Raw genomic sequence first — 19,063 nt, 5'->3', positions numbered from 1 at the left:
GGATAACGGCAATATTTACTGTAGCCGTTGAAGTCTGACCATCTAAATCACTAATTGTATAAGTGAAAGTATCTGGAACCGTGGTAGTTCGCAGCCGGAGTATACGTAATTGTATCATCCGTTGGATCATTAGGTGTACCGTTAGTATTCACTACAGCAACACCATGTGCCGGATTAGTAGCAATGATGATTGCCCCTACTTCAGGTCCGTCTCCACCGAAAGTATCGTTGTTCAATACAGTAAGTATTATCGGATTGTCCTCTAAAGTCGAGTAAGTATCGCTATTGGCGATCGGCATATCTTTAATCGGATCATCCGCACCAACGGTTACAGTTACAGTAGCTGTCGAAGTCTGTCCGTCTGCATCTGTAATCGTATACGTGAATGTATCAGTACCGTGATAGTCAGCGTTCGGAATGTAAGTAATTGTATCGTCTGTCGGATCATTGAGCGTTCCGTGGTTCAATACTACCGCCACACCATGAGCTGGTTGTGTTGCAGTAATTGTTCCCGAGTTTGGCCAGTCTCCACCGAAATCATCATTTGCAAGTACAGGGATATCAACCGAAACATCTTCCGGAGTAGATGCATTGTCATTCACGGCTAAAGGCGGATCGTTAATCGGATTATCGGCGTCAATTACTATTGTCACAATTGCAGTCGAAGTTTGTCCGTCTGAATCTGCAATCGTATAACTGAAAGTATCAGTTCCGTGATAGTTCGCATTCGGTGTATAAGTTACCGTATCGTCTGAAGGATTATTTGGTGTACCGTTAGTATTAACAGTTACATTTCCATGAATCGGATTCGACGCAATTACAATAGCACCTGTAGAAGGTCCGTCGCCACCAAAAGTATCATTCACAAGTACATTGATAGTTTTCGGAGTATCCTCACCTGTTATAGCCGAATCGTTATTGGCAATTGGGAAATCCTCTCCCGGATCACCAGGGGCTACAATAACTGTTACTGTTGCAGTTGACGTTTGTCCATCAGAATCAGCAATGGTATAAGTAAACGTATCTGTACCGTGGAAATTTGGATTTGGCGTATAGATTATTGTATCATCTATAGGATTATTCGGAGTTCCGTTGTTATTAACTGTTACCGAGCCATTTGCTGGCTGTGTTGCAGTAATCGAGCAGGTCCCCGCTCCGTCGCCACCGAAGTCGTCATTACCAAGAACAGGAATTGTGATTGCAATGTCTTCTGTTCCGTTAGCGGTATCATCAACAGCGTGTGGCATGTCAATACCCGGATCATCCGCACTTACAGTCACCGTTACGGTAGCTGTAGAGGTTTGTCCGTCGGAATCAGAAATAGTATACGTAAATGTATCTGTGCCGTGGAAATCCGTATTAGGCATATAAGTTACTGTATCGTCTGTCGGATCGTTCGGAGTGCCTCCGTTATTCACGACTACACTTCCGTTAGCGGGTTGTGTAACCGTAATTGGCTAGCACCAGGTCCATCTCCACCGAAGTTGTCATTTGCAAGTACGTTGATTACTTTAGGGTTATTTTCCAATACTCCCGTAGCATCGTTATTCGCAACAGGCATATCAACAATAACATCATCTGGATCTACTGTTACAGTAACCGTAGCCGTTGAAGTCTGCCCATCAGAATCTGCGATAGTATAAGTAAATGTATCCGTACCGTGGAAATTAGGATTAGGCGTATAAAGTACTGTATCGTCTGTCGGATCGAATGGTGTACCGTTGTTATTGACTACAACAGTTCCATTAGCCGGTTGTGTGACTTGGATAGTACCCACAGACGGGCCATCTCCACCGAAGAGGTCATTGTTAAGTACAAGTACAACTAACGGCGTATCTTCAAGTGTGAAAACCGCATCATCAACTGCCGATGGCATATCAATACCGTTATTATCAGGTGTTACTGTTATCGTAACCAAAGCTGTCGACGTTTGTCCGTCAGCATCAGCAATGGTATAAGTAAAACTATCAATACCATGATAATTAGGGTTTGGCGTATAAGTTATCGTATCGTCCGTCGGATCATTTGGCGTACCATTGGTGTTCAACGTTGCTACACCATGTGCTGGTTGTGATGCGATAACGATAGGTGTCGAAGAAGTTCCGTCTCCACCGAAATTATCGTTCAATGTTACAGCGATTGTTATAGAAGAATCTTCTTGTACCGCTGCAATATCTGCCGATGCAGTTGGCGTATCAAATATTGGATTATCAGGAATAATCGTTATGCTTACTGTTGCAGTAGAAGTTTGACCGTCACTGTCAGCGATTGTATAAGTGAAGGTATCATTGCCATGATAATTTGCATTTGGCGTGTATGTAACAGTGTCGTCTTTTGGATCGAAAGGAGTTCCATTCGTATTTACCGTAACGGTACCGTGAGCACCTTGTGTCACAGTAATTGGTCCGATACCACGACCGTCTCCGCCGAAATCATCATTTACAAGCACAGTGATTACAACTGCTACATCTTCATTCGTAGTTTCCGAATCATCAACTGCAAATGGTGGATCATTAGACGGATTATCCGGAGTTACTGTAACTGTAACTGTCGCAGTTGAAGTTTGTCCGTTTGCGTCAGTAATTGTGTATGTAAATGTATCTGTACCATTGAAATTAGGGTTTGGCGTATACGTAATTGTATCATCTGTCGGATCGTTAGGCGTTCCGTTGTTGTTGACTGTAGTCGCACCATTGGCTGCAGGCAGAACGGTAATTCGTCCATTTGACGAACCGTTGCCACCAAACGTATCGTTATTCAATACACTCACAATAATTGGGAAACCTTCGCCCGTTAAGGTCGTATCGTTAACCGCAATTGGGAAATCGCCCGTGATATCAGGGTTGATCGTCACGTTCACCGTAGCGGTGGCCGTATCCCCGGAGGCATCGGTGATGGTATAGGTGAAGCTGTCCGATCCGAAGAAGTTCGCATTCGGGGTATAGGTAACCGTATCGTCCGTAGGGTCGTTAGGCGTACCGTTGTCGTTGACCGTAACGGTGCCGTTTGCGCCCTGGGTAACAGAGATAGTGCCCACACCCGGGCAGTCCCCGCCGAAGCTGTCGTTCACAAGCACATTAACGGTGACAGGCGTATCCTCAAGGGTCGTGGCAAGGTCGTTCACCGCAGCCGGTACATCGGTAGTATCAGGGTTGATCGTCACGTTCACCGTAGCGGTGGCCGTATCCCCGGAGGCATCGGTGATGGTATAGGTGAAGCTGTCCGATCCGAAGAAGTTCGCATTCGGGGTATAGGTAACCGTTATCGTCCGTAGGGTCGTTAGGCGTACCGTTGTCGTTGACCGTAACGGTGCCGTTTGCGCCCTGGGTAACGAGAGATAGTGCCCACACCCGGGCCGTCCCCGCCGAAGCTGTCGTTCACAAGCACATTAACGGTGACAGGCGTATCCTCAAGGGTCGTGGCAAGGTCGTTCACCGCAGCCGGTACATCGGTAGTATCAGGGTTGATCGTCACGTTCACCGTAGCGGTGGCCGTATCCCCGGAGGCATCGGTGATGGTATAGGTGAAGCTGTCCGATCCGAAGAAGTTCGCATTCGGGGTATAGGTAACCGTTATCGTCCGTAGGGTCGTTAGGCGTACCGTTGTCGTTGACCGTAACGGTGCCGTTTGCGCCCTGGGTAACAGAGATGGTGCCCACACCCGGCCGTCCCCGCCGAAGCTGTCGTTCACAAGCACATTGACGGTGACAGGCGTATCCTCAAGGGTCGTGGCAAGGTCATTCACCGCAGCCGGTACATCGGTAGTATCAGGGTTGATCGTCACGTTCACCGTAGCGGTGGCCGTATCCCGGAGGCATCGGTGATGGTATAGGTGAAGCTGTCCGATCCGAAGAAGTTCGCATTCGGGGTATAGGTAACCGTATCGTCCGTAGGGTCGTTAGGCGTACCGTTGTCGTTGACCGTAACGGTGCCGTTCGCGCCCTGGGTAACAGAGATAGTGCCCACACCCGGCCGTCCCCGCCGAAGCTGTCGTTCACAAGCACATTGACGGTGACAGGCGTATCCTCAAGGGTCGTGGCAAGGTCATTCACCGCAGCCGGTACATCGGTAGTATCAGGGTTGATCGTCACGTTCACCGTAGCGGTGGCCGTATCCCCGGAGGCATCGGTGATGGTATAGGTGAAGCTGTCCGATCCGAAGAAGTTCGCATTCGGGGTATAGGTAACCGTATCGTCCGTAGGGTCGTTAGGCGTACCGTTGTCGTTAACGGTAACAGTGCCGTTTGCGCCCTGGGTAACAGAGATGGTGCCCACACCAGGCCGTCCCCGCCGAAGCTGTCGTTCACAAGCACATTAACGGTGACAGGCGTATCCTCAAGGGTCGTGGCAAGGTCATTCACCGCAGCCGGTACATCGGTAGTATCAGGGTTGATCGTCACGTTCACCGTAGCGGTGGCCGTATCCCCGGAGGCATCGGTGATGGTATAGGTGAAGCTGTCCGATCCGAAGAAGTTCGCATTCGGGGTATAGGTAACCGTATCGTCCGTAGGGTCGTTAGGCGTACCGTTGTCGTTGACCGTAACGGTGCCGTTTGCGCCCTGGGTAACAGAGATAGTGCCCACACCCGGGCCGTCCCCGCCGAAGCTGTCGTTCACAAGCACATTAACGGTGACAGGCGTATCCTCAAGGGTCGTGGCAAGGTCATTCACCGCAGCCGGTACATCGGTAGTATCAGGGTTGATCGTCACGTTCACCGTAGCGGTGGCCGTATCCCCGGAGGCATCGGTGATGGTATAGGTAAAGCTGTCCGATCCGAAGAAGTTCGCATTCGGGGTATAGGTAACCGTATCGTCCGTAGGGTCGTTAGGCGTACCGTTGTCGTTAACGGTAACGGTGCCGTTCGCGCCCTGGGTAACAGAGATAGTGCCCACACCCGGCCGTCCCCGCCGAAGCTGTCGTTCACAAGCACATTAACGGTGACAGGCGTATCCTCAAGGGTCGTGGCAAGGTCATTCACCGCAGCCGGTACATCGGTAGTATCAGGGTTGATCGTCACGTTCACCGTAGCGGTGGCCGTATCCCGGAGGCATCGGTGATGGTATAGGTGAAGCTGTCCGATCCGAAGAAGTTCGCATTCGGGGTATAGGTAACCGTATCGTCCGTAGGGTCGTTAGGCGTACCGTTGTCGTTGACCGTAACGGTGCCGTTCGCGCCCTGGGTAACAGAGATGGTGCCCACACCCGGGCCGTCCCCGCCGAAGCTGTCGTTCACAAGCACATTGACGGTGACAGGCGTATCCTCAAGGGTCGTGGCAAGGTCGTTCACCGCAGCCGGTACATCGGTAGTATCAGGGTTGATCGTCACGTTCACCGTAGCGGTGGCCGTATCCCCGGAGGCATCGGTGATGGTATAGGTGAAGCTGTCCGATCCGAAGAAGTTCGCATTCGGGGTATAGGTAACCGTTATCGTCCGTAGGGTCGTTAGGCGTACCGTTGTCGTTGACCGTAACGGTGCCGTTTGCGCCCTGGGTAACAGAGATGGTGCCCAGCACCCAGGCCGTCCCCGCCGAAGCTGTCGTTCACAAGCACATTGACGGTGACAGGCGTATCCTCAAGGGTCGTGGCAAGGTCGTTCACCGCAGCCGGTACATCGGTAGTATCAGGGTTGATCGTCACGTTCACCGTAGCGGTGGCCGTATCCCCGGAGGCATCGGTGATGGTATAGGTGAAGCTGTCCGATCCGAAGAAGTTCGCATTCGGGTATAGGTGACCGTTCATCGTCCGTAGGGTCGTTCAGGCGTACCGTTGTCGTTGACCGTAACGGTGCCGTTCGCGCCCTGGGTAACAGAGATAGTGCCCACACCCGGCCATCCCCGCCGAAGCTGTCGTTCACAAGCACATTAACGGTGACAGGCGTATCCTCAAGGGTCGTGGCAAGGTCATTCACCGCAGCCGGTACATCGGTAGTATCAGGGTTGATCGTCACGTTCACCGTAGCGGTGGCCGTATCCCCGGAGGCATCGGTGATGGTATAGGTAAAGCTTGTCCGATCCGAAGAAGTTCGCATTCGGGGTATAGGTAACCGTTCTCGTCCGTAGGGTCGTTAGGCGTACCGTTGTCGTTGACCGTAACGGTGCCGTTTGCGCCCTGGGTAACAGAGATGGTGCCCACACCCGGCCGTCCCCGCCGAAGCTGTCGTTCACAAGCACATTGACGGTGACAGGCGTATCCTCAAGGGTCGTGGCAAGGTCGTTCACCGCAGCCGGTACATCGGTAGTATCAGGGTTGATCGTCACGTTCACCGTAGCGGTGGCCGTATCCCCGGAGGCATCGGTGATGGTATAGGTGAAGCTGTCCGATCCGAAGAAGTTCGCATTCGGGGTATAGGTAACCGTATCGTCCGTAGGGTCGTTAGGCGTACCGTTGTCGTTGACCGTAACGGTGCCGTTCGCGCCCTGGGTAACAGAGATGGTGCCCACACCCGGCCGTCCCCGCCGAAGCTGTCGTTCACAAGCACATTGACGGTGACAGGCGTATCCTCAAGGGTTGTGGCAAGGTCATTCACCGCAGCCGGTACATCGGTAGTATCAGGGTTGATCGTCACGTTCACCGTAGCGGTGGCCGTATCCCCGGAGGCATCGGTGATGGTATAGGTGAAGCTGTCCGATCCGAAGAAGTTCGCATTCGGGGTATAGGTAACCGTATCGTCCGTAGGGTCGTTAGGCGTACCGTTGTCGTTAACGGTAACAGTGCCGTTTGCGCCCTGGGTAACAGAGATAGTGCCCACATCCGGCCGTCCCCGCCGAAGCTGTCGTTCACAAGCACATTAACGGTGACAGGCGTATCCTCAAGGGTCGTGGCAAGGTCGTTCACCGCAGCCGGTACATCGGTAGTATCAGGGTTGATCGTCACGTTCACCGTAGCGGTGGCCGTATCCCCGGAGGCATCGGTGATGGTATAGGTGAAGCTGTCCGATCCGAAGAAGTTCGCATTCGGGGTATAGGTAACCGTATCGTCCGTAGGGTCGTTAGGCGTACCGTTGTCGTTGACCGTAACGGTGCCGTTCGCGCCCTGGGTAACAGAGATAGTGCCCACACCCGGCCGTCCCCGCCGAAGCTGTCGTTCACAAGCACATTAACGGTGACAGGCGTATCCTCAAGGGTCGTGGCAAGGTCGTTCACCGCAGCCGGTACATCGGTAATATCAGGGTTGATCGTCACGTTCACCGTAGCGGTGGCCGTATCCCCGGAGGCATCGGTGATGGTATAGGTGAAGCTGTCCGATCCGAAGAAGTTCGCATTCGGGGTATAGGTAACCGTATCGTCCGTAGGGTCGTTAGGCGTACCGTTGTCGTTGACCGTAACGGTGCCGTTCGCGCCCTGGGTAACAGAGATGGTGCCCACACCCTGGCCGTCCCCGCCGAAGCTGTCGTTCACAAGCACATTGACGGTGACAGGCGTATCCTCAAGGGTCGTGGCAAGGTCATTCACCGCAGCCGGTACATCGGTAGTATCAGGGTTGATCGTCACGTTCACCGTAGCGGTGGCCGTATCCCCGGAGGCATCGGTGATGGTATAGGTGAAGCTGTCCGATCCGAAGAAGTTCGCATTCGGGGTATAGGTAACCGTATCGTCCGTAGGGTCGTTAGGCGTACCGTTGTCGTTGACCGTAACGGTGCCGTTTGCGCCCTGGGTAACAGAGACGGTGCCCACACCCTGGCCGTCCCCGCCGAAGCTGTCGTTCACAAGCACATTGACGGTGACAGGCGTATCCTCAAGGGTCGTGGCAAGGTCATTCACCGCAGCCGGTACATCGGTAGTATCAGGGTTGATCGTCACGTTCACCGTAGCGGTGGCCGTATCCCCGGAGGCATCGGTGATGGTATAGGTAAAGCTGTCCGATCCGAAGAAGTTCGCATTCGGGGTATAGGTAACCGTATCGTCCGTAGGGTCGTTAGGCGTACCGTTGTCGTTGACCGTAACGGTGCCGTTTGCGCCCTGGGTAACAGAGACAGTGCCCACACCCGGCCGTCCCCGCCGAAGCTGTCGTTCACAAGCACATTAACGGTGACAGGCGTATCCTCAAGGGTCGTGGCAAGGTCATTCACCGCAGCCGGTACATCGGTAGTATCAGGGTTGATCGTCACGTTCACCGTAGCGGTGGCCGTATCCCCGGAGGCATCGGTGATGGTATAGGTGAAGCTGTCCGATCCGAAGAAGTTCGCATTCGGGGTATAGGTAACCGTACTCGTCCGTAGGGTCGTTAGGCGTACCGTTGTCGTTGACCGTAACGGTGCCGTTTGCGCCCTGGGTAGACGAGACAGTGCCCACACCCGGCCGTCCCCGCCGAAGCTGTCGTTCACAAGCACATTAACGGTGACAGGCGTATCCTCAAGGGTCGTGGCAAGGTCATTCACCGCAGCCGGTACATCGGTAGTATCAGGGTTGATCGTCACGTTCACCGTAGCGGTGGCCGTATCCCCGGAGGCATCGGTGATGGTATAGGTGAAGCTGTCCGATCCGAAGAAGTTCGCATTCGGGGTATAGGTAACCGTATCGTCCGTAGGGTCGTTAGGCGTACCGTTGTCGTTGACCGTAACGGTGCCGTTTGCGCCCTGGGTAACAGAGACGGTGCCCACACCCGGGCCGTCCCCGCCGAAGCTGTCGTTCACAAGCACATTGACGGTGACAGGCGTATCCTCAAGGGTCGTGGCAAGGTCATTCACCGCAGCCGGTACATCGGTAGTATCAGGGTTGATCGTCACGTTCACCGTAGCGGTGGCCGTATCCCCGGAGGCATCGGTGATGGTATAGGTAAAGCTGTCCGATCCGAAGAAGTTCGCATTCGGGGTATAGGTAACCGTATCGTCCGTAGGGTCGTTAGGCGTACCGTTGTCGTTGACCGTAACGGTGCCGTTTGCGCCCTGGGTAACAGAGACGGTGCCCACACCCGGCCGTCCCCGCCGAAGCTGTCGTTCACAAGCACATTGACGGTGACAGGCGTATCCTCAAGGGTCGTGGCAAGGTCATTCACCGCAGCCGGTACATCGGTAGTATCAGGGTTGATCGTCACGTTCACCGTAGCGGTGGCCGTATCCCCGGAGGCATCGGTGATGGTATAGGTAAAGCTGTCCGATCCGAAGAAGTTCGCATTCGGGGTATAGGTAACCGTATCGTCCGTAGGGTCGTTAGGCGTACCGTTGTCGTTGACCGTAACGGTGCCGTTTGCGCCCTGGGTAACAGAGATAGTGCCCACACCCGGCCGTCCCCGCCGAAGCTGTCGTTCACAAGCACATTAACGGTGACAGGCGTATCCTCAAGGGTCGTGGCAAGGTCATTCACCGCAGCCGGTACATCGGTAGTATCAGGGTTGATCGTCACGTTCACCGTAGCGGTGGCCGTATCCCCGGAGGCATCGGTGATGGTATAGGTGAAGCTGTCCGATCCGAAGAAGTTCGCATTCGGGGTATAGGTAACCGTATCGTCCGTAGGGTCGTTAGGCGTACCGTTGTCGTTGACCGTAACGGTGCCGTTTGCGCCCTGGGTAACAGAGATAGTGCCCACACCCGGGCCGTCCCCGCCGAAGCTGTCGTTCACAAGCACATTGACGGTGACAGGCGTATCCTCAAGGGTCGTGGCAAGGTCATTCACCGCAGCCGGTACATCGGTAGTATCAGGGTTGATCGTCACGTTCACCGTAGCGGTGGCCGTATCCCCGGAGGCATCGGTGATGGTATAGGTGAAGCTGTCCGATCCGAAGAAGTTCGCATTCGGGGTATAGGTAACCGTATCGTCCGTAGGGTCGTTAGGCGTACCGTTGTCGTTGACCGTAACGGTGCCGTTCGCGCCCTGGGTAACAGAGATGGTGCCCACACCCGGGCCGTCCCGCCGAAGCTGTCGTTCACAAGCACATTAACGGTGACAGGCGTATCCTCAAGGGTCGTGGCAAGGTCATTCACCGCAGCCGGTACATCGGTAGTATCAGGGTTGATCGTCACGTTCACCGTAGCGGTGGCCGTATCCCCGGAGGCATCGGTGATGGTATAGGTGAAGCTGTCCGATCCGAAGAAGTTCGCATTCGGGGTATAGGTAACCGTATCGTCCGTAGGGTCGTTAGGCGTACCGTTGTCGTTGACCGTAACAGTGCCGTTTGCGCCCTGGGTAACAGAGATGGTGCCCACACCCGGGCCGTCCCCGCCGAAGCTGTCGTTCACAAGCACATTAACGGTGACAGGCGTATCCTCAAGGGTCGTGGCAAGGTCATTCACCGCAGCCGGTACATCGGTAGTATCAGGGTTGATCGTCACGTTCACCGTAGCGGTGGCCGTATCCCCGGAGGCATCGGTGATGGTATAGGTGAAGCTGTCCGATCCGAAGAAGTTCGCATTCGGGGTATAGGTAACCGTACTCGTCCGTAGGGTCGTTAGGCGTACCGTTGTCGTTGACCGTAACGGTGCCGTTTGCGCCCTGGGTAACAGAGATAGTGCCCACACCCGGCCATCCCCGCCGAAGCTGTCGTTCACAAGCACATTAACGGTGACAGGCGTATCCTCAAGGGTCGTGGCAAGGTCATTCACCGCAGCCGGTACATCGGTAGTATCAGGGTTGATCGTCACGTTCACCGTAGCGGTGGCCGTATCCCCGGAGGCATCGGTGATGGTATAGGTAAAGCTGTCCGATCCGAAGAAGTTCGCATTCGGGGTATAGGTGACCGTATCGTCCGTAGGGTCGTTAGGCGTACCGTTGTCGTTAACGGTAACGGTGCCGTTCGCGCCCTGGGTAACAGAGATAGTGCCCACACCCGGGCCGTCCCCGCCGAAGCTGTCGTTCACAAGCACATTAACGGTGACAGGCGTATCCTCAAGGGTCGTGGCAAGGTCATTCACCGCAGCCGGTACATCGGTAGTATCAGGGTTGATCGTCACGTTCACCGTAGCGGTGGCCGTATCCCCGGAGGCATCGGTGATGGTATAGGTGAAGCTGTCCGATCCGAAGAAGTTCGCATTCGGGGTATAGGTAACCGTATCGTCCGTAGGGTCGTTAGGCGTACCGTTGTCGTTGACCGTAACGGTGCCGTTCGCGCCCTGGGTAACAGAGATGGTGCCCACACCCGGGCCGTCCCCGCCGAAGCTGTCGTTCACAAGCACATTGACGGTGACAGGCGTATCCTCAAGGGTCGTGGCAAGGTCGTTCACCGCAGCCGGTACATCGGTAGTATCAGGGTTGATCGTCACGTTCACCGTAGCGGTGGCCGTATCCCCGGAGGCATCGGTGATGGTATAGGTGAAGCTGTCCGATCCGAAGAAGTTCGCATTCGGGGTATAGGTAACCGTATCGTCCGTAGGGTCGTTAGGCGTACCGTTGTCGTTGACCGTAACGGTGCCGTTTGCGCCCTGGGTAACAGAGATGGTGCCCACACCCGGGCCGTCCCCGCCGAAGCTGTCGTTCACAAGCACATTAACGGTGACAGGCGTATCCTCAAGGGTTGTGGCAAGGTCATTCACCGCAGCCGGTACATCGGTAGTATCAGGGTTGATCGTCACGTTCACCGTAGCGGTGGCCGTATCCCCGGAGGCATCGGTGATGGTATAGGTGAAGCTGTCCGATCCGAAGAAGTTCGCATTCGGGGTATAGGTAACCGTATCGTCCGTAGGGTCGTTAGGCGTACCGTTGTCGTTGACCGTAACGGTGCCGTTTGCGCCCTGGGTAACAGAGACAGTGCCCACACCCGGGCCGTCCCCGCCGAAGCTGTCGTTCACAAGCACATTGACGGTGACAGGCGTATCCTCAAGGGTCGTGGCAAGGTCATTCACCGCAGCCGGTACATCGGTAGTATCAGGGTTGATCGTCACGTTCACCGTAGCGGTGGCCGTATCCCCGGAGGCATCGGTGATGGTATAGGTGAAGCTGTCCGATCCGAAGAAGTTCGCATTCGGGGTATAGGTAACCGTATCGTCCGTAGGGTCGTTAGGCGTACCGTTGTCGTTGACCGTAACGGTGCCGTTTGCGCCCTGGGTAACAGAGATGGTGCCCACACCCGGCCGTCCCCGCCGAAGCTGTCGTTCACAAGCACATTGACGGTGACAGGCGTATCCTCAAGGGTCGTGGCAAGGTCATTCACCGCAGCCGGTACATCGGTAGTATCAGGGTTGATCGTCACGTTCACCGTAGCGGTGGCCGTATCCCCGGAGGCATCGGTGATGGTATAGGTGAAGCTGTCCGATCCGAAGAAGTTCGCATTCGGGGTATAGGTAACCGTACTCGTCCGTAGGGTCGTTAGGCGTACCGTTGTCGTTGACCGTAACGGTGCCGTTCGCGCCCTGGGTAACAGAGATAGTGCCCACACCCTGGCCGTCCCCGCCGAAGCTGTCGTTCACAAGCACATTGACGGTGACAGGCGTATCCTCAAGGGTCGTGGCAAGGTCATTCACCGCAGCCGGTACATCGGTAGTATCAGGGTTGATCGTCACGTTCACCGTAGCGGTGGCCGTATCCCCGGAGGCATCGGTGATGGTATAGGTGAAGCTGTCCGATCCGAAGAAGTTCGCATTCGGGGTATAGGTAACCGTATCGTCCGTAGGGTCGTTAGGCGTACCGTTGTCGTTAACGGTAACAGTGCCGTTTGCGCCCTGGGTAACAGAGATGGTGCCCACACCCGGGCAGTCCCCGCCGAAGCTGTCGTTCACAAGCACATTAACGGTGACAGGCGTATCCTCAAGGGTCGTGGCAAGGTCATTCACCGCAGCCGGTACATCGGTAGTATCAGGGTTGATCGTCACGTTCACCGTAGCGGTGGCCGTATCCCCGGAGGCATCGGTGATGGTATAGGTGAAGCTGTCCGATCCGAAGAAGTTCGCATTCGGGGTATAGGTAACCGTATCGTCCGTAGGGTCGTTAGGCGTACCGTTGTCGTTGACCGTAACGGTGCCGTTTGCGCCCTGGGTAACAGAGACAGTGCCCACACCCGGCCGTCCCCGCCGAAGCTGTCGTTCACAAGCACATTAACGGTGACAGGCGTATCCTCAAGGGTCGTGGCAAGGTCATTCACCGCAGCCGGTACATCGGTAGTATCAGGGTTGATCGTCACGTTCACCGTAGCGGTGGCCGTATCCCCGGAGGCATCGGTGATGGTATAGGTAAAGCTGTCCGATCCGAAGAAGTTCGCATTCGGGGTATAGGTAACCGTATCGTCCGTAGGGTCGTTAGGCGTACCGTTGTCGTTAACGGTAACGGTGCCGTTCGCGCCCTGGGTAACAGACAGAGTGCCCACACCCTGGCCGTCCCCGCCGAAGCTGTCGTTCACAAGCACATTAACGGTGACAGGCGTATCCTCAAGGGTCGTGGCAAGGTCATTCACCGCAGCCGGTACATCGGTAGTATCAGGGTTGATCGTCACGTTCACCGTAGCGGTGGCCGTATCCCCGGAGGCATCGGTGATGGTATAGGTGAAGCTGTCCGATCCGAAGAAGTTCGCATTCGGGGTATAGGTAACCGTATCGTCCGTAGGGTCGTTAGGCGTACCGTTGTCGTTGACCGTAACGGTGCCGTTCGCGCCCTGGGTAACAGAGATGGTGCCCACACCCTGGCCGTCCCCGCCGAAGCTGTCGTTCACAAGCACATTGACGGTGACAGGCGTATCCTCAAGGGTCGTGGCAAGGTCGTTCACCGCAGCCGGTACATCGGTAGTATCAGGGTTGATCGTCACGTTCACCGTAGCGGTGGCCGTATCCCCGGAGGCATCGGTGATGGTATAGGTGAAGCTGTCCGATCCGAAGAAGTTCGCATTCGGGGTATAGGTAACCGTATCGTCCGTAGGGTCGTTAGGCGTACCGTTGTCGTTGACCGTAACGGTGCCGTTTGCGCCCTGGGTAATAGAGATGGTGCCCACACCCGGCCGTCCCCGCCGAAGCTGTCGTTCACAAGCACATTGACGGTGACAGGCGTATCCTCAAGGGTCGTGGCAAGGTCGTTCACCGCAGCCGGTACATCGGTAGTATCAGGGTTGATCGTCACGTTCACCGTAGCGGTGGCCGTATCCCCGGAGGCATCGGTGATGGTATAGGTGAAGCTGTCCGATCCGAAGAAGTTCGCATTCGGGGTATAGGTAACCGTATCGTCCGTAGGGTCGTTAGGCGTACCGTTGTCGTTGACCGTAACGGTGCCGTTCGCGCCCTGGGTAACAGAGACAGTGCCCACACCCGGGCCGTCCCCGCCGAAGCTGTCGTTCACAAGCACATTAACGGTGACAGGCGTATCCTCAAGGGTCGTGGCAAGGTCATTCACCGCAGCCGGTACATCGGTAGTATCAGGGTTGATCGTCACGTTCACCGTAGCGGTGGCCGTATCCCCGGAGGCATCGGTGATGGTATAGGTAAAGCTGTCCGATCCGAAGAAGTTCGCATTCGGGGTATAGGTAACCGTATCGTCCGTAGGGTCGTTAGGCGTACCGTTGTCGTTGACCGTAACGGTGCCGTTTGCGCCCTGGGTAACAGAGACGGTGCCCACACCCGGGCCGTCCCCGCCGAAGCTGTCGTTCACAAGCACATTGACGGTGACAGGCGTATCCTCAAGGGTCGTGGCAAGGTCGTTCACCGCAGCCGGTACATCGGTAGTATCAGGGTTGATCGTCACGTTCACCGTAGCGGTGGCCGTATCCCCGGAGGCATCGGTGATGGTATAGGTGAAGCTGTCCGATCCGAAGAAGTTCGCATTCGGGGTATAGGTAACCGTATCGTCCGTAGGGTCGTTAGGCGTACCGTTGTCGTTGACCGTAACGGTGCCGTTCGCGCCCTGGGTAACAGAGACGGTGCCCACACCCGGCCGTCCCCGCCGAAGCTGTCGTTCACAAGCACATTGACGGTGACAGGCGTATCCTCAAGGGTTGTGGCAAGGTCATTCACCGCAGCCGGTACATCGGTAGTATCAGGGTTGATCGTCACGTTCACCGTAGCGGTGGCCGTATCCCCGGAGGCATCGGTGATGGTATAGGTGAAGCTGTCCGATCCGAAGAAGTTCGCATTCGGGGTATAGGTAACCGTATCGTCCGTAGGGTCGTTAGGCGTACCGTTGTCGTTGACCGTAACGGTGCCGTTTGCGCCCTGGGTAACAGAGATGGTGCCCACACCCGGGCCGTCCCCGCCGAAGCTGTCGTTCACAAGCACATTAACGGTGACAGGCGTATCCTCAAGGGTTGTGGCAAGGTCATTCACCGCAGCCGGTACATCGGTAGTATCAGGGTTGATCGTCACGTTCACCGTAGCGGTGGCCGTATCCCCGGAGGCATCGGTGATGGTATAGGTGAAGCTGTCCGATCCGAAGAAGTTCGCATTCGGGGTATAGGTAACCGTATCGTCCGTAGGGTCGTTAGGCGTACCGTTGTCGTTGACCGTAACGGTGCCGTTTGCGCCCTGGGTAACAGAGATAGTGCCCACACCCGGGCCGTCCCCGCCGAAGCTGTCGTTCACAAGCACATTGACGGTGACAGGCGTATCCTCAAGGGTCGTGGCAAGGTCATTCACCGCAGCCGGTACATCGGTAGTATCAGGGTTGATCGTCACGTTCACCGTAGCGGTGGCCGTATCCCCGGAGGCATCGGTGATGGTATAGGTGAAGCTGTCCGATCCGAAGAAGTTCGCATTCGGGGTATAGGTAACCGTATCGTCCGTAGGGTCGTTAGGCGTACCGTTGTCGTTGACCGTAACGGTGCCGTTTGCGCCCTGGGTAACAGAGATGGTGCCCACACCCGGCCGTCCCCGCCGAAGCTGTCGTTCACAAGCACATTGACGGTGACAGGCGTATCCTCAAGGGTCGTGGCAAGGTCATTCACCGCAGCCGGTAGGTCTGATGGATCGGATATTACATTAATCGTAACTGTCGCGGTAGAAATGCCTCCATTAGAATCAGTAATAGTATAAGTAAAACTATCAGGTCCGAAGTAATTTGGATTTGGAATATAAGTTATTGTATCGTCAGTAGGATCATTTGGTGTGCCATTATTATTAAGCAATGCACTACCGTTGGCAGGCTGGGTTTCCACAATAATCGAACCTACACTAGGGCCATATCCCCCAAAACTATCTCCATCAAGAACATTAATGATCACTTGAGTATCTTCATTTGTAGAAGCATTATCATTATCAGCTAATGGACTACAAAAGCTTAAAGTCGGTGCCGCGTTGACAGAGATATTAGTTACCGAAGAGACACACGTATTATCCGCGGTGCTCCTTGTGCGGAAAGCATGCGATGCACCAGCTGACAAGCCCGAGAATACGGTCGATGCCTGATAGGTGCCTCCGTCTACATTATATTCGAATCCTGCACCAAGCGGTGCGGTGATCGTTACGTGCCCAGTAGGAACGGCGCATGTAGGCTGCGTGGTAACAGAACCCGAAGGTGATGAAGGTGCAGTCGGTGCCGCGTTGACAGAGATATTAGTTACCGAAGAGACACACGTATTATCCGTGGTGCTCCTTGTGCGGAAGGCATGCGATGCACCAGCTGACAAGCCCGAGAATACGGTCGATGCCCTGGTAGGTGCCTCCGTCTACATTATATTCGAATCCTGCCCCAAGCGGTGCGGTGATAGTTACCGTTCCAGTAGGAACGGCGCATGTAGGCTGCGTGGTAACAGAACCCGAAGGTGCTGAAGGTGCGGTCGGTGCCGCGTTGACAGAGATATTAGTTACCGAAGAGACACACGTATTATCCGTGGTGCTCCTTGTGCGGAAGGCATGTGATGCACCAGCTGACAAGCCCGAGAATACGGTCGATGCCTGGTAGGTGCCTCCGTCTACATTATATTCGAATCCAGCACCCAGCGGTGCGGTGATCGTTACGGTCCCGTAGGAACGGCGCATGTAGGCTGCGTGGTAACAGAACCCGAAGGTGCTGAAGGTGCGGTCGGTGCCGCGTTGACAGAGATATTAGTTACCGAAGAGACACACGTATTATCCGCGGTGCTCCTTGTGCGGAAGGCATGCGATGCACCAGCTGACAAGCCCGAGAATACGGTCGATGCCCTGGTAGGTGCCTCCGTCTACATTATATTCGAATCCAGCACCCAGCGGTGCGGTGATCGTTACGGTTCCCGTAGGAACGGCGCATGTAGGCTGCGTGGTAACAGAACCCGAAGGTGCTGAAGGTGCGGTCGGTGCCGCGTTGACAGAGATATTAGTTACCGAAGAGACACACGTATTATCCGTGGTGCTCCTTGTGCGGAAGGCATGCGATGCACCAGCTGACAAGCCCGAGAATACGGTCGATGCCTGGTAGGTGCCTCCGTCTACATTATATTCGAATCCTGCACCAAGCGGTGCGGTGATCGTTACGTGCCCAGTAGGAACGGCGCATGTAGGCTGCGTGGTAACAGAACCCGAAGGTGCTGAAGGTGCAGTCGGTGCCGCGTTGACAGAGATATTAGTTACCGAGGAGACACACGTATTATCCGCGGTGCTCCTTGTGCGGAAGGCATGCGATGCACCAGCTGACAAGCCCGAGAATACGGTCGATGCCCTGGTAGGTGCCTCCGTCTACATTATATTCGAATCCTGCACCAAGCGGTGCGGTGATCGTTACGGTCCCCGTAGGGACGGCGCATGTAGGCTGCGTGGTAACAGAACCCGAAGGTGCTGAAGGTGCGGTCGGTGCCGCGTTGACAGAGATATTAGTTACCGAAGAGACACACGTATTATCCGCGGTGCTCCTTGTGCGGAAAGCATGCGATGCACCGGCTGACAAGCCCGAGAATACGGTCGATGCCCTGGTAGGTGCCTCCGTCTACATTATATTCGAATCCTGCACCAAGCGGTGCGGTGATCGTTACGGTCCCCGTAGGTACGGCGCATGTAGGCTGCGTGGTAACAGAACCCGAAGGTGCTGAAGGTGCGGTCGGTGCCGCGTTGACAGAGATATTAGTTACCGAGGAGACACACGTATTATCCGTGGTGCTCCTTGTGCGGAAGGCATGCGATGCACCAGCTGACAAGCCCGAGAATACGGTCGATGCCTGGTAGGCACCTCCGTCTACATTATATTCAAATCCAGCACCCAGCGGTGCGGTGATCGTTACTGGCCCCGTAGGAACGGCGCATGTAGGCTGCGTGGTAACAGAACCCGAAGGTGCTGAAGGTGCGGTCGGTGCCGCGTTGACAGAGATATTAGTTACCGAGGAGACACACGTATTATCCGCGGTGCTCCTTGTGCGGAAGGCATGCGATGCACCAGCTGACAAGCCCGAGAATACGGTCGATGCCTGATAGGTGCCTCCGTCTACATTATATTCGAATCCAGCACCCAGCGGTGCGGTGATCGTTACGGTTCCCGTAGGAACGGCGCATGTAGGCTGCGTGGTAACAGAACCCGAAGGTGCTGAAGGTGCGGTCGGTGCCGCGTTGACAGAGATATTAGTTACCGAAGAGACACATGTATTATCCGTGGTGCTCCTTGTGCGGAAGGCATGTGATGCACCGGCTGACAAGCCCGAGAATACGGTCGATGCCTGGTAGGTGCCTCCGTCTACATTATATTCGAATCCAGCACCCAGCGGTGCGGTGATCGTTACGGTTCACCGTAGGAACGGCGCATGTAGGCTGCGTGGTAACAGAACCCGAAGGTGCTGAAGGTGCGGTCGGTGCCGCGTTGACAGAGATATTAGTTACCGAAGAGACACACGTATTATCCGTGGTGCTCCTTGTGCGGAAGGCATGCGATGCACCGGCTGACAAGCCCGAGAATACGGTCGATGCCTGGTAGGTGCCTCCGTCTACATTATATTCGAATCCTGCACCAAGCGGTGCGGTGATCGTTACCGTTCCAGTAGGAACGGCGCATGTAGGCTGCGTGGTAACAGAACCCGAAGGTGCTGAAGGTGCGGTCGGTGCCGCGTTGACAGAGATATTAGTTACCGAAGAGACACACGTATTATCCGTGGTGCTCCTTGTGCGGAAGGCATGCGATGCACCGGCTGACAAGCCCGAGAATACGGTCGATGCCCTGGTAGGTGCCTCCGTCTACATTATATTCGAATCCTGCACCAAGCGGTGCGGTGATCGTTACGGCCCCGTAGGTACGGCGCATGTAGGCTGCGTGGTAACAGAACCCGAAGG

General features: G+C 55.3%; 19 protein-coding genes and 12 pseudogenes. All 31 read right to left on the bottom strand.

What is annotated here, in order from left to right; genetic code table 11:
* Positions 1-50: 50 nt before the first annotated feature.
* Positions 51-1,418: an Ig-like domain-containing protein gene (locus ACSLFW_RS07960; protein WP_436555318.1), complete on the bottom strand. Its 1,368-nt coding sequence runs from the start codon at positions 1,416-1,418 to the stop codon at positions 51-53.
* A 2-nt stretch (positions 1,419-1,420) separates the two neighbouring features.
* The gene (locus ACSLFW_RS07955; RefSeq protein WP_436557397.1) at positions 1,421-2,854 is read right to left on the bottom strand and encodes an Ig-like domain-containing protein; all 1,434 of its coding nucleotides are present in this window, start codon (positions 2,852-2,854) and stop codon (positions 1,421-1,423) included.
* Positions 2,855-2,860: 6 nt separating this feature from the next.
* Positions 2,861-3,268, bottom strand: a pseudogene (locus ACSLFW_RS07950) (Ig-like domain-containing protein); the annotation flags it as partial.
* Positions 3,269-3,279: 11 nt separating this feature from the next.
* Positions 3,280-3,789 (bottom strand): Ig-like domain-containing protein, encoded by a 510-nt coding sequence (locus ACSLFW_RS07945; RefSeq protein WP_436555317.1) that lies wholly within the window; start codon positions 3,787-3,789, stop codon positions 3,280-3,282.
* Positions 3,786-3,965 (bottom strand): Ig-like domain-containing protein, encoded by a 180-nt coding sequence (locus tag ACSLFW_RS07940; RefSeq protein WP_436555316.1) that lies wholly within the window; start codon positions 3,963-3,965, stop codon positions 3,786-3,788. The genes ACSLFW_RS07945 and ACSLFW_RS07940 overlap by 4 nt, the downstream gene beginning before the upstream one ends.
* A gap of 74 nt (positions 3,966-4,039) precedes the next feature.
* Positions 4,040-4,273: pseudogene (locus ACSLFW_RS07935) on the bottom strand (Ig-like domain-containing protein); the annotation flags it as partial.
* Positions 4,274-4,362: 89 nt separating this feature from the next.
* Positions 4,363-4,821 (bottom strand): annotated as a pseudogene (locus tag ACSLFW_RS07930) (Ig-like domain-containing protein); the annotation flags it as partial.
* On the bottom strand, positions 4,710-4,976 hold the full coding sequence (locus tag ACSLFW_RS07925) for a hypothetical protein (protein ID WP_436557396.1): 267 nt from the start codon (positions 4,974-4,976) through the stop codon (positions 4,710-4,712). The gene ACSLFW_RS07925 and the pseudogene ACSLFW_RS07930, both read right to left, overlap by 112 nt.
* A gap of 41 nt (positions 4,977-5,017) precedes the next feature.
* On the bottom strand, positions 5,018-5,425 hold the full coding sequence (locus ACSLFW_RS07920; protein ID WP_436557395.1) for an Ig-like domain-containing protein: 408 nt from the start codon (positions 5,423-5,425) through the stop codon (positions 5,018-5,020).
* 14 nt (positions 5,426-5,439) lie between these two features.
* A complete protein-coding gene (locus ACSLFW_RS07915) occupies positions 5,440-5,736 on the bottom strand; it encodes an Ig-like domain-containing protein (protein WP_436555315.1) in 297 nt (98 codons plus the stop codon).
* A complete protein-coding gene (locus ACSLFW_RS07910) occupies positions 5,618-6,025 on the bottom strand; it encodes a hypothetical protein (protein ID WP_436555314.1) in 408 nt (135 codons plus the stop codon). The genes ACSLFW_RS07915 and ACSLFW_RS07910 overlap by 119 nt, the downstream gene beginning before the upstream one ends.
* The gene (locus tag ACSLFW_RS07905; protein ID WP_436555313.1) at positions 5,928-6,437 is read right to left on the bottom strand and encodes a cadherin-like domain-containing protein; all 510 of its coding nucleotides are present in this window, start codon (positions 6,435-6,437) and stop codon (positions 5,928-5,930) included. The genes ACSLFW_RS07910 and ACSLFW_RS07905 overlap by 98 nt, the downstream gene beginning before the upstream one ends.
* A 32-nt stretch (positions 6,438-6,469) precedes the next feature.
* Positions 6,470-6,745 (bottom strand): annotated as a pseudogene (locus ACSLFW_RS07900) (Ig-like domain-containing protein); the annotation flags it as partial.
* Positions 6,746-6,819: 74 nt separating this feature from the next.
* Positions 6,820-7,053 (bottom strand): annotated as a pseudogene (locus ACSLFW_RS07895) (Ig-like domain-containing protein); the annotation flags it as partial.
* 89 nt (positions 7,054-7,142) lie between these two features.
* Positions 7,143-7,910, bottom strand: a pseudogene (locus tag ACSLFW_RS07890) (Ig-like domain-containing protein); the annotation flags it as partial.
* Positions 7,799-8,905, bottom strand: a complete 1,107-nt coding sequence (locus ACSLFW_RS07885) for an Ig-like domain-containing protein (RefSeq protein WP_436555312.1) — start codon at positions 8,903-8,905, stop codon at positions 7,799-7,801. The gene ACSLFW_RS07885 and the pseudogene ACSLFW_RS07890, both read right to left, overlap by 112 nt.
* A 74-nt stretch (positions 8,906-8,979) precedes the next feature.
* Positions 8,980-9,213 (bottom strand): annotated as a pseudogene (locus tag ACSLFW_RS07880) (Ig-like domain-containing protein); the annotation flags it as partial.
* A 32-nt stretch (positions 9,214-9,245) separates the two neighbouring features.
* Positions 9,246-9,830, bottom strand: a pseudogene (locus tag ACSLFW_RS07875) (Ig-like domain-containing protein); the annotation flags it as partial.
* A gap of 125 nt (positions 9,831-9,955) precedes the next feature.
* Positions 9,956-11,923 (bottom strand): annotated as a pseudogene (locus ACSLFW_RS07870) (beta strand repeat-containing protein); the annotation flags it as partial.
* On the bottom strand, positions 11,812-12,303 hold the full coding sequence (locus ACSLFW_RS07865) for a cadherin-like domain-containing protein (protein ID WP_436555311.1): 492 nt from the start codon (positions 12,301-12,303) through the stop codon (positions 11,812-11,814). The pseudogene ACSLFW_RS07870 and the gene ACSLFW_RS07865, both read right to left, overlap by 112 nt.
* Positions 12,251-12,850, bottom strand: a pseudogene (locus tag ACSLFW_RS07860) (Ig-like domain-containing protein); the annotation flags it as partial. The gene ACSLFW_RS07865 and the pseudogene ACSLFW_RS07860, both read right to left, overlap by 53 nt.
* Complete coding sequence (locus ACSLFW_RS07855) at positions 12,739-13,845, bottom strand: Ig-like domain-containing protein (protein ID WP_436555310.1); 1,107 nt, start codon at positions 13,843-13,845, stop codon at positions 12,739-12,741. The gene ACSLFW_RS07855 and the pseudogene ACSLFW_RS07860, both read right to left, overlap by 112 nt.
* Before the next feature lie 125 nt (positions 13,846-13,970).
* A pseudogene (locus tag ACSLFW_RS07850) lies at positions 13,971-14,702 on the bottom strand (Ig-like domain-containing protein); the annotation flags it as partial.
* On the bottom strand, positions 14,591-15,697 hold the full coding sequence (locus ACSLFW_RS07845) for an Ig-like domain-containing protein (RefSeq protein ID WP_436555309.1): 1,107 nt from the start codon (positions 15,695-15,697) through the stop codon (positions 14,591-14,593). The pseudogene ACSLFW_RS07850 and the gene ACSLFW_RS07845, both read right to left, overlap by 112 nt.
* A 32-nt stretch (positions 15,698-15,729) precedes the next feature.
* Positions 15,730-16,218, bottom strand: a pseudogene (locus ACSLFW_RS07840) (Ig-like domain-containing protein); the annotation flags it as partial.
* A gap of 196 nt (positions 16,219-16,414) precedes the next feature.
* Entirely contained in the window at positions 16,415-16,816 is a 402-nt protein-coding gene (locus tag ACSLFW_RS07835) for a hypothetical protein (protein ID WP_436555308.1), read from the bottom strand.
* Between the two features lie 90 nt (positions 16,817-16,906).
* Positions 16,907-17,449 carry a hypothetical protein gene (locus tag ACSLFW_RS07830; RefSeq protein ID WP_436555307.1) on the bottom strand — a complete coding sequence of 181 codons (543 nt, stop codon included), beginning with the start codon at positions 17,447-17,449 and terminating at the stop codon, positions 16,907-16,909.
* The gene (locus tag ACSLFW_RS07825; RefSeq protein WP_436555306.1) at positions 17,400-17,696 is read right to left on the bottom strand and encodes a hypothetical protein; all 297 of its coding nucleotides are present in this window, start codon (positions 17,694-17,696) and stop codon (positions 17,400-17,402) included. The genes ACSLFW_RS07830 and ACSLFW_RS07825 overlap by 50 nt, the downstream gene beginning before the upstream one ends.
* Positions 17,647-18,435 (bottom strand): hypothetical protein, encoded by a 789-nt coding sequence (locus ACSLFW_RS07820; RefSeq protein WP_436555305.1) that lies wholly within the window; start codon positions 18,433-18,435, stop codon positions 17,647-17,649. The genes ACSLFW_RS07825 and ACSLFW_RS07820 overlap by 50 nt, the downstream gene beginning before the upstream one ends.
* A gap of 43 nt (positions 18,436-18,478) precedes the next feature.
* Complete coding sequence (locus ACSLFW_RS07815; protein ID WP_436555304.1) at positions 18,479-18,928, bottom strand: hypothetical protein; 450 nt, start codon at positions 18,926-18,928, stop codon at positions 18,479-18,481.
* On the bottom strand, positions 18,879-19,034 hold the full coding sequence (locus ACSLFW_RS07810) for a hypothetical protein (protein WP_436555303.1): 156 nt from the start codon (positions 19,032-19,034) through the stop codon (positions 18,879-18,881). Before ACSLFW_RS07810 ends, ACSLFW_RS07815 begins: the two co-directional genes overlap by 50 nt.
* Positions 19,035-19,063: the final 29 nt, after the last annotated feature.

Origin of the sequence: Flavobacterium sp. 3HN19-14 (assembly GCF_051373205.1) — a bacterium.
Lineage (GTDB): Bacteria > Bacteroidota > Bacteroidia > Flavobacteriales > Flavobacteriaceae > Flavobacterium.
The sequence above is the reverse complement of the archived record's forward strand: the minus strand, read 5'-3'. Positions and strand labels throughout refer to the sequence as shown.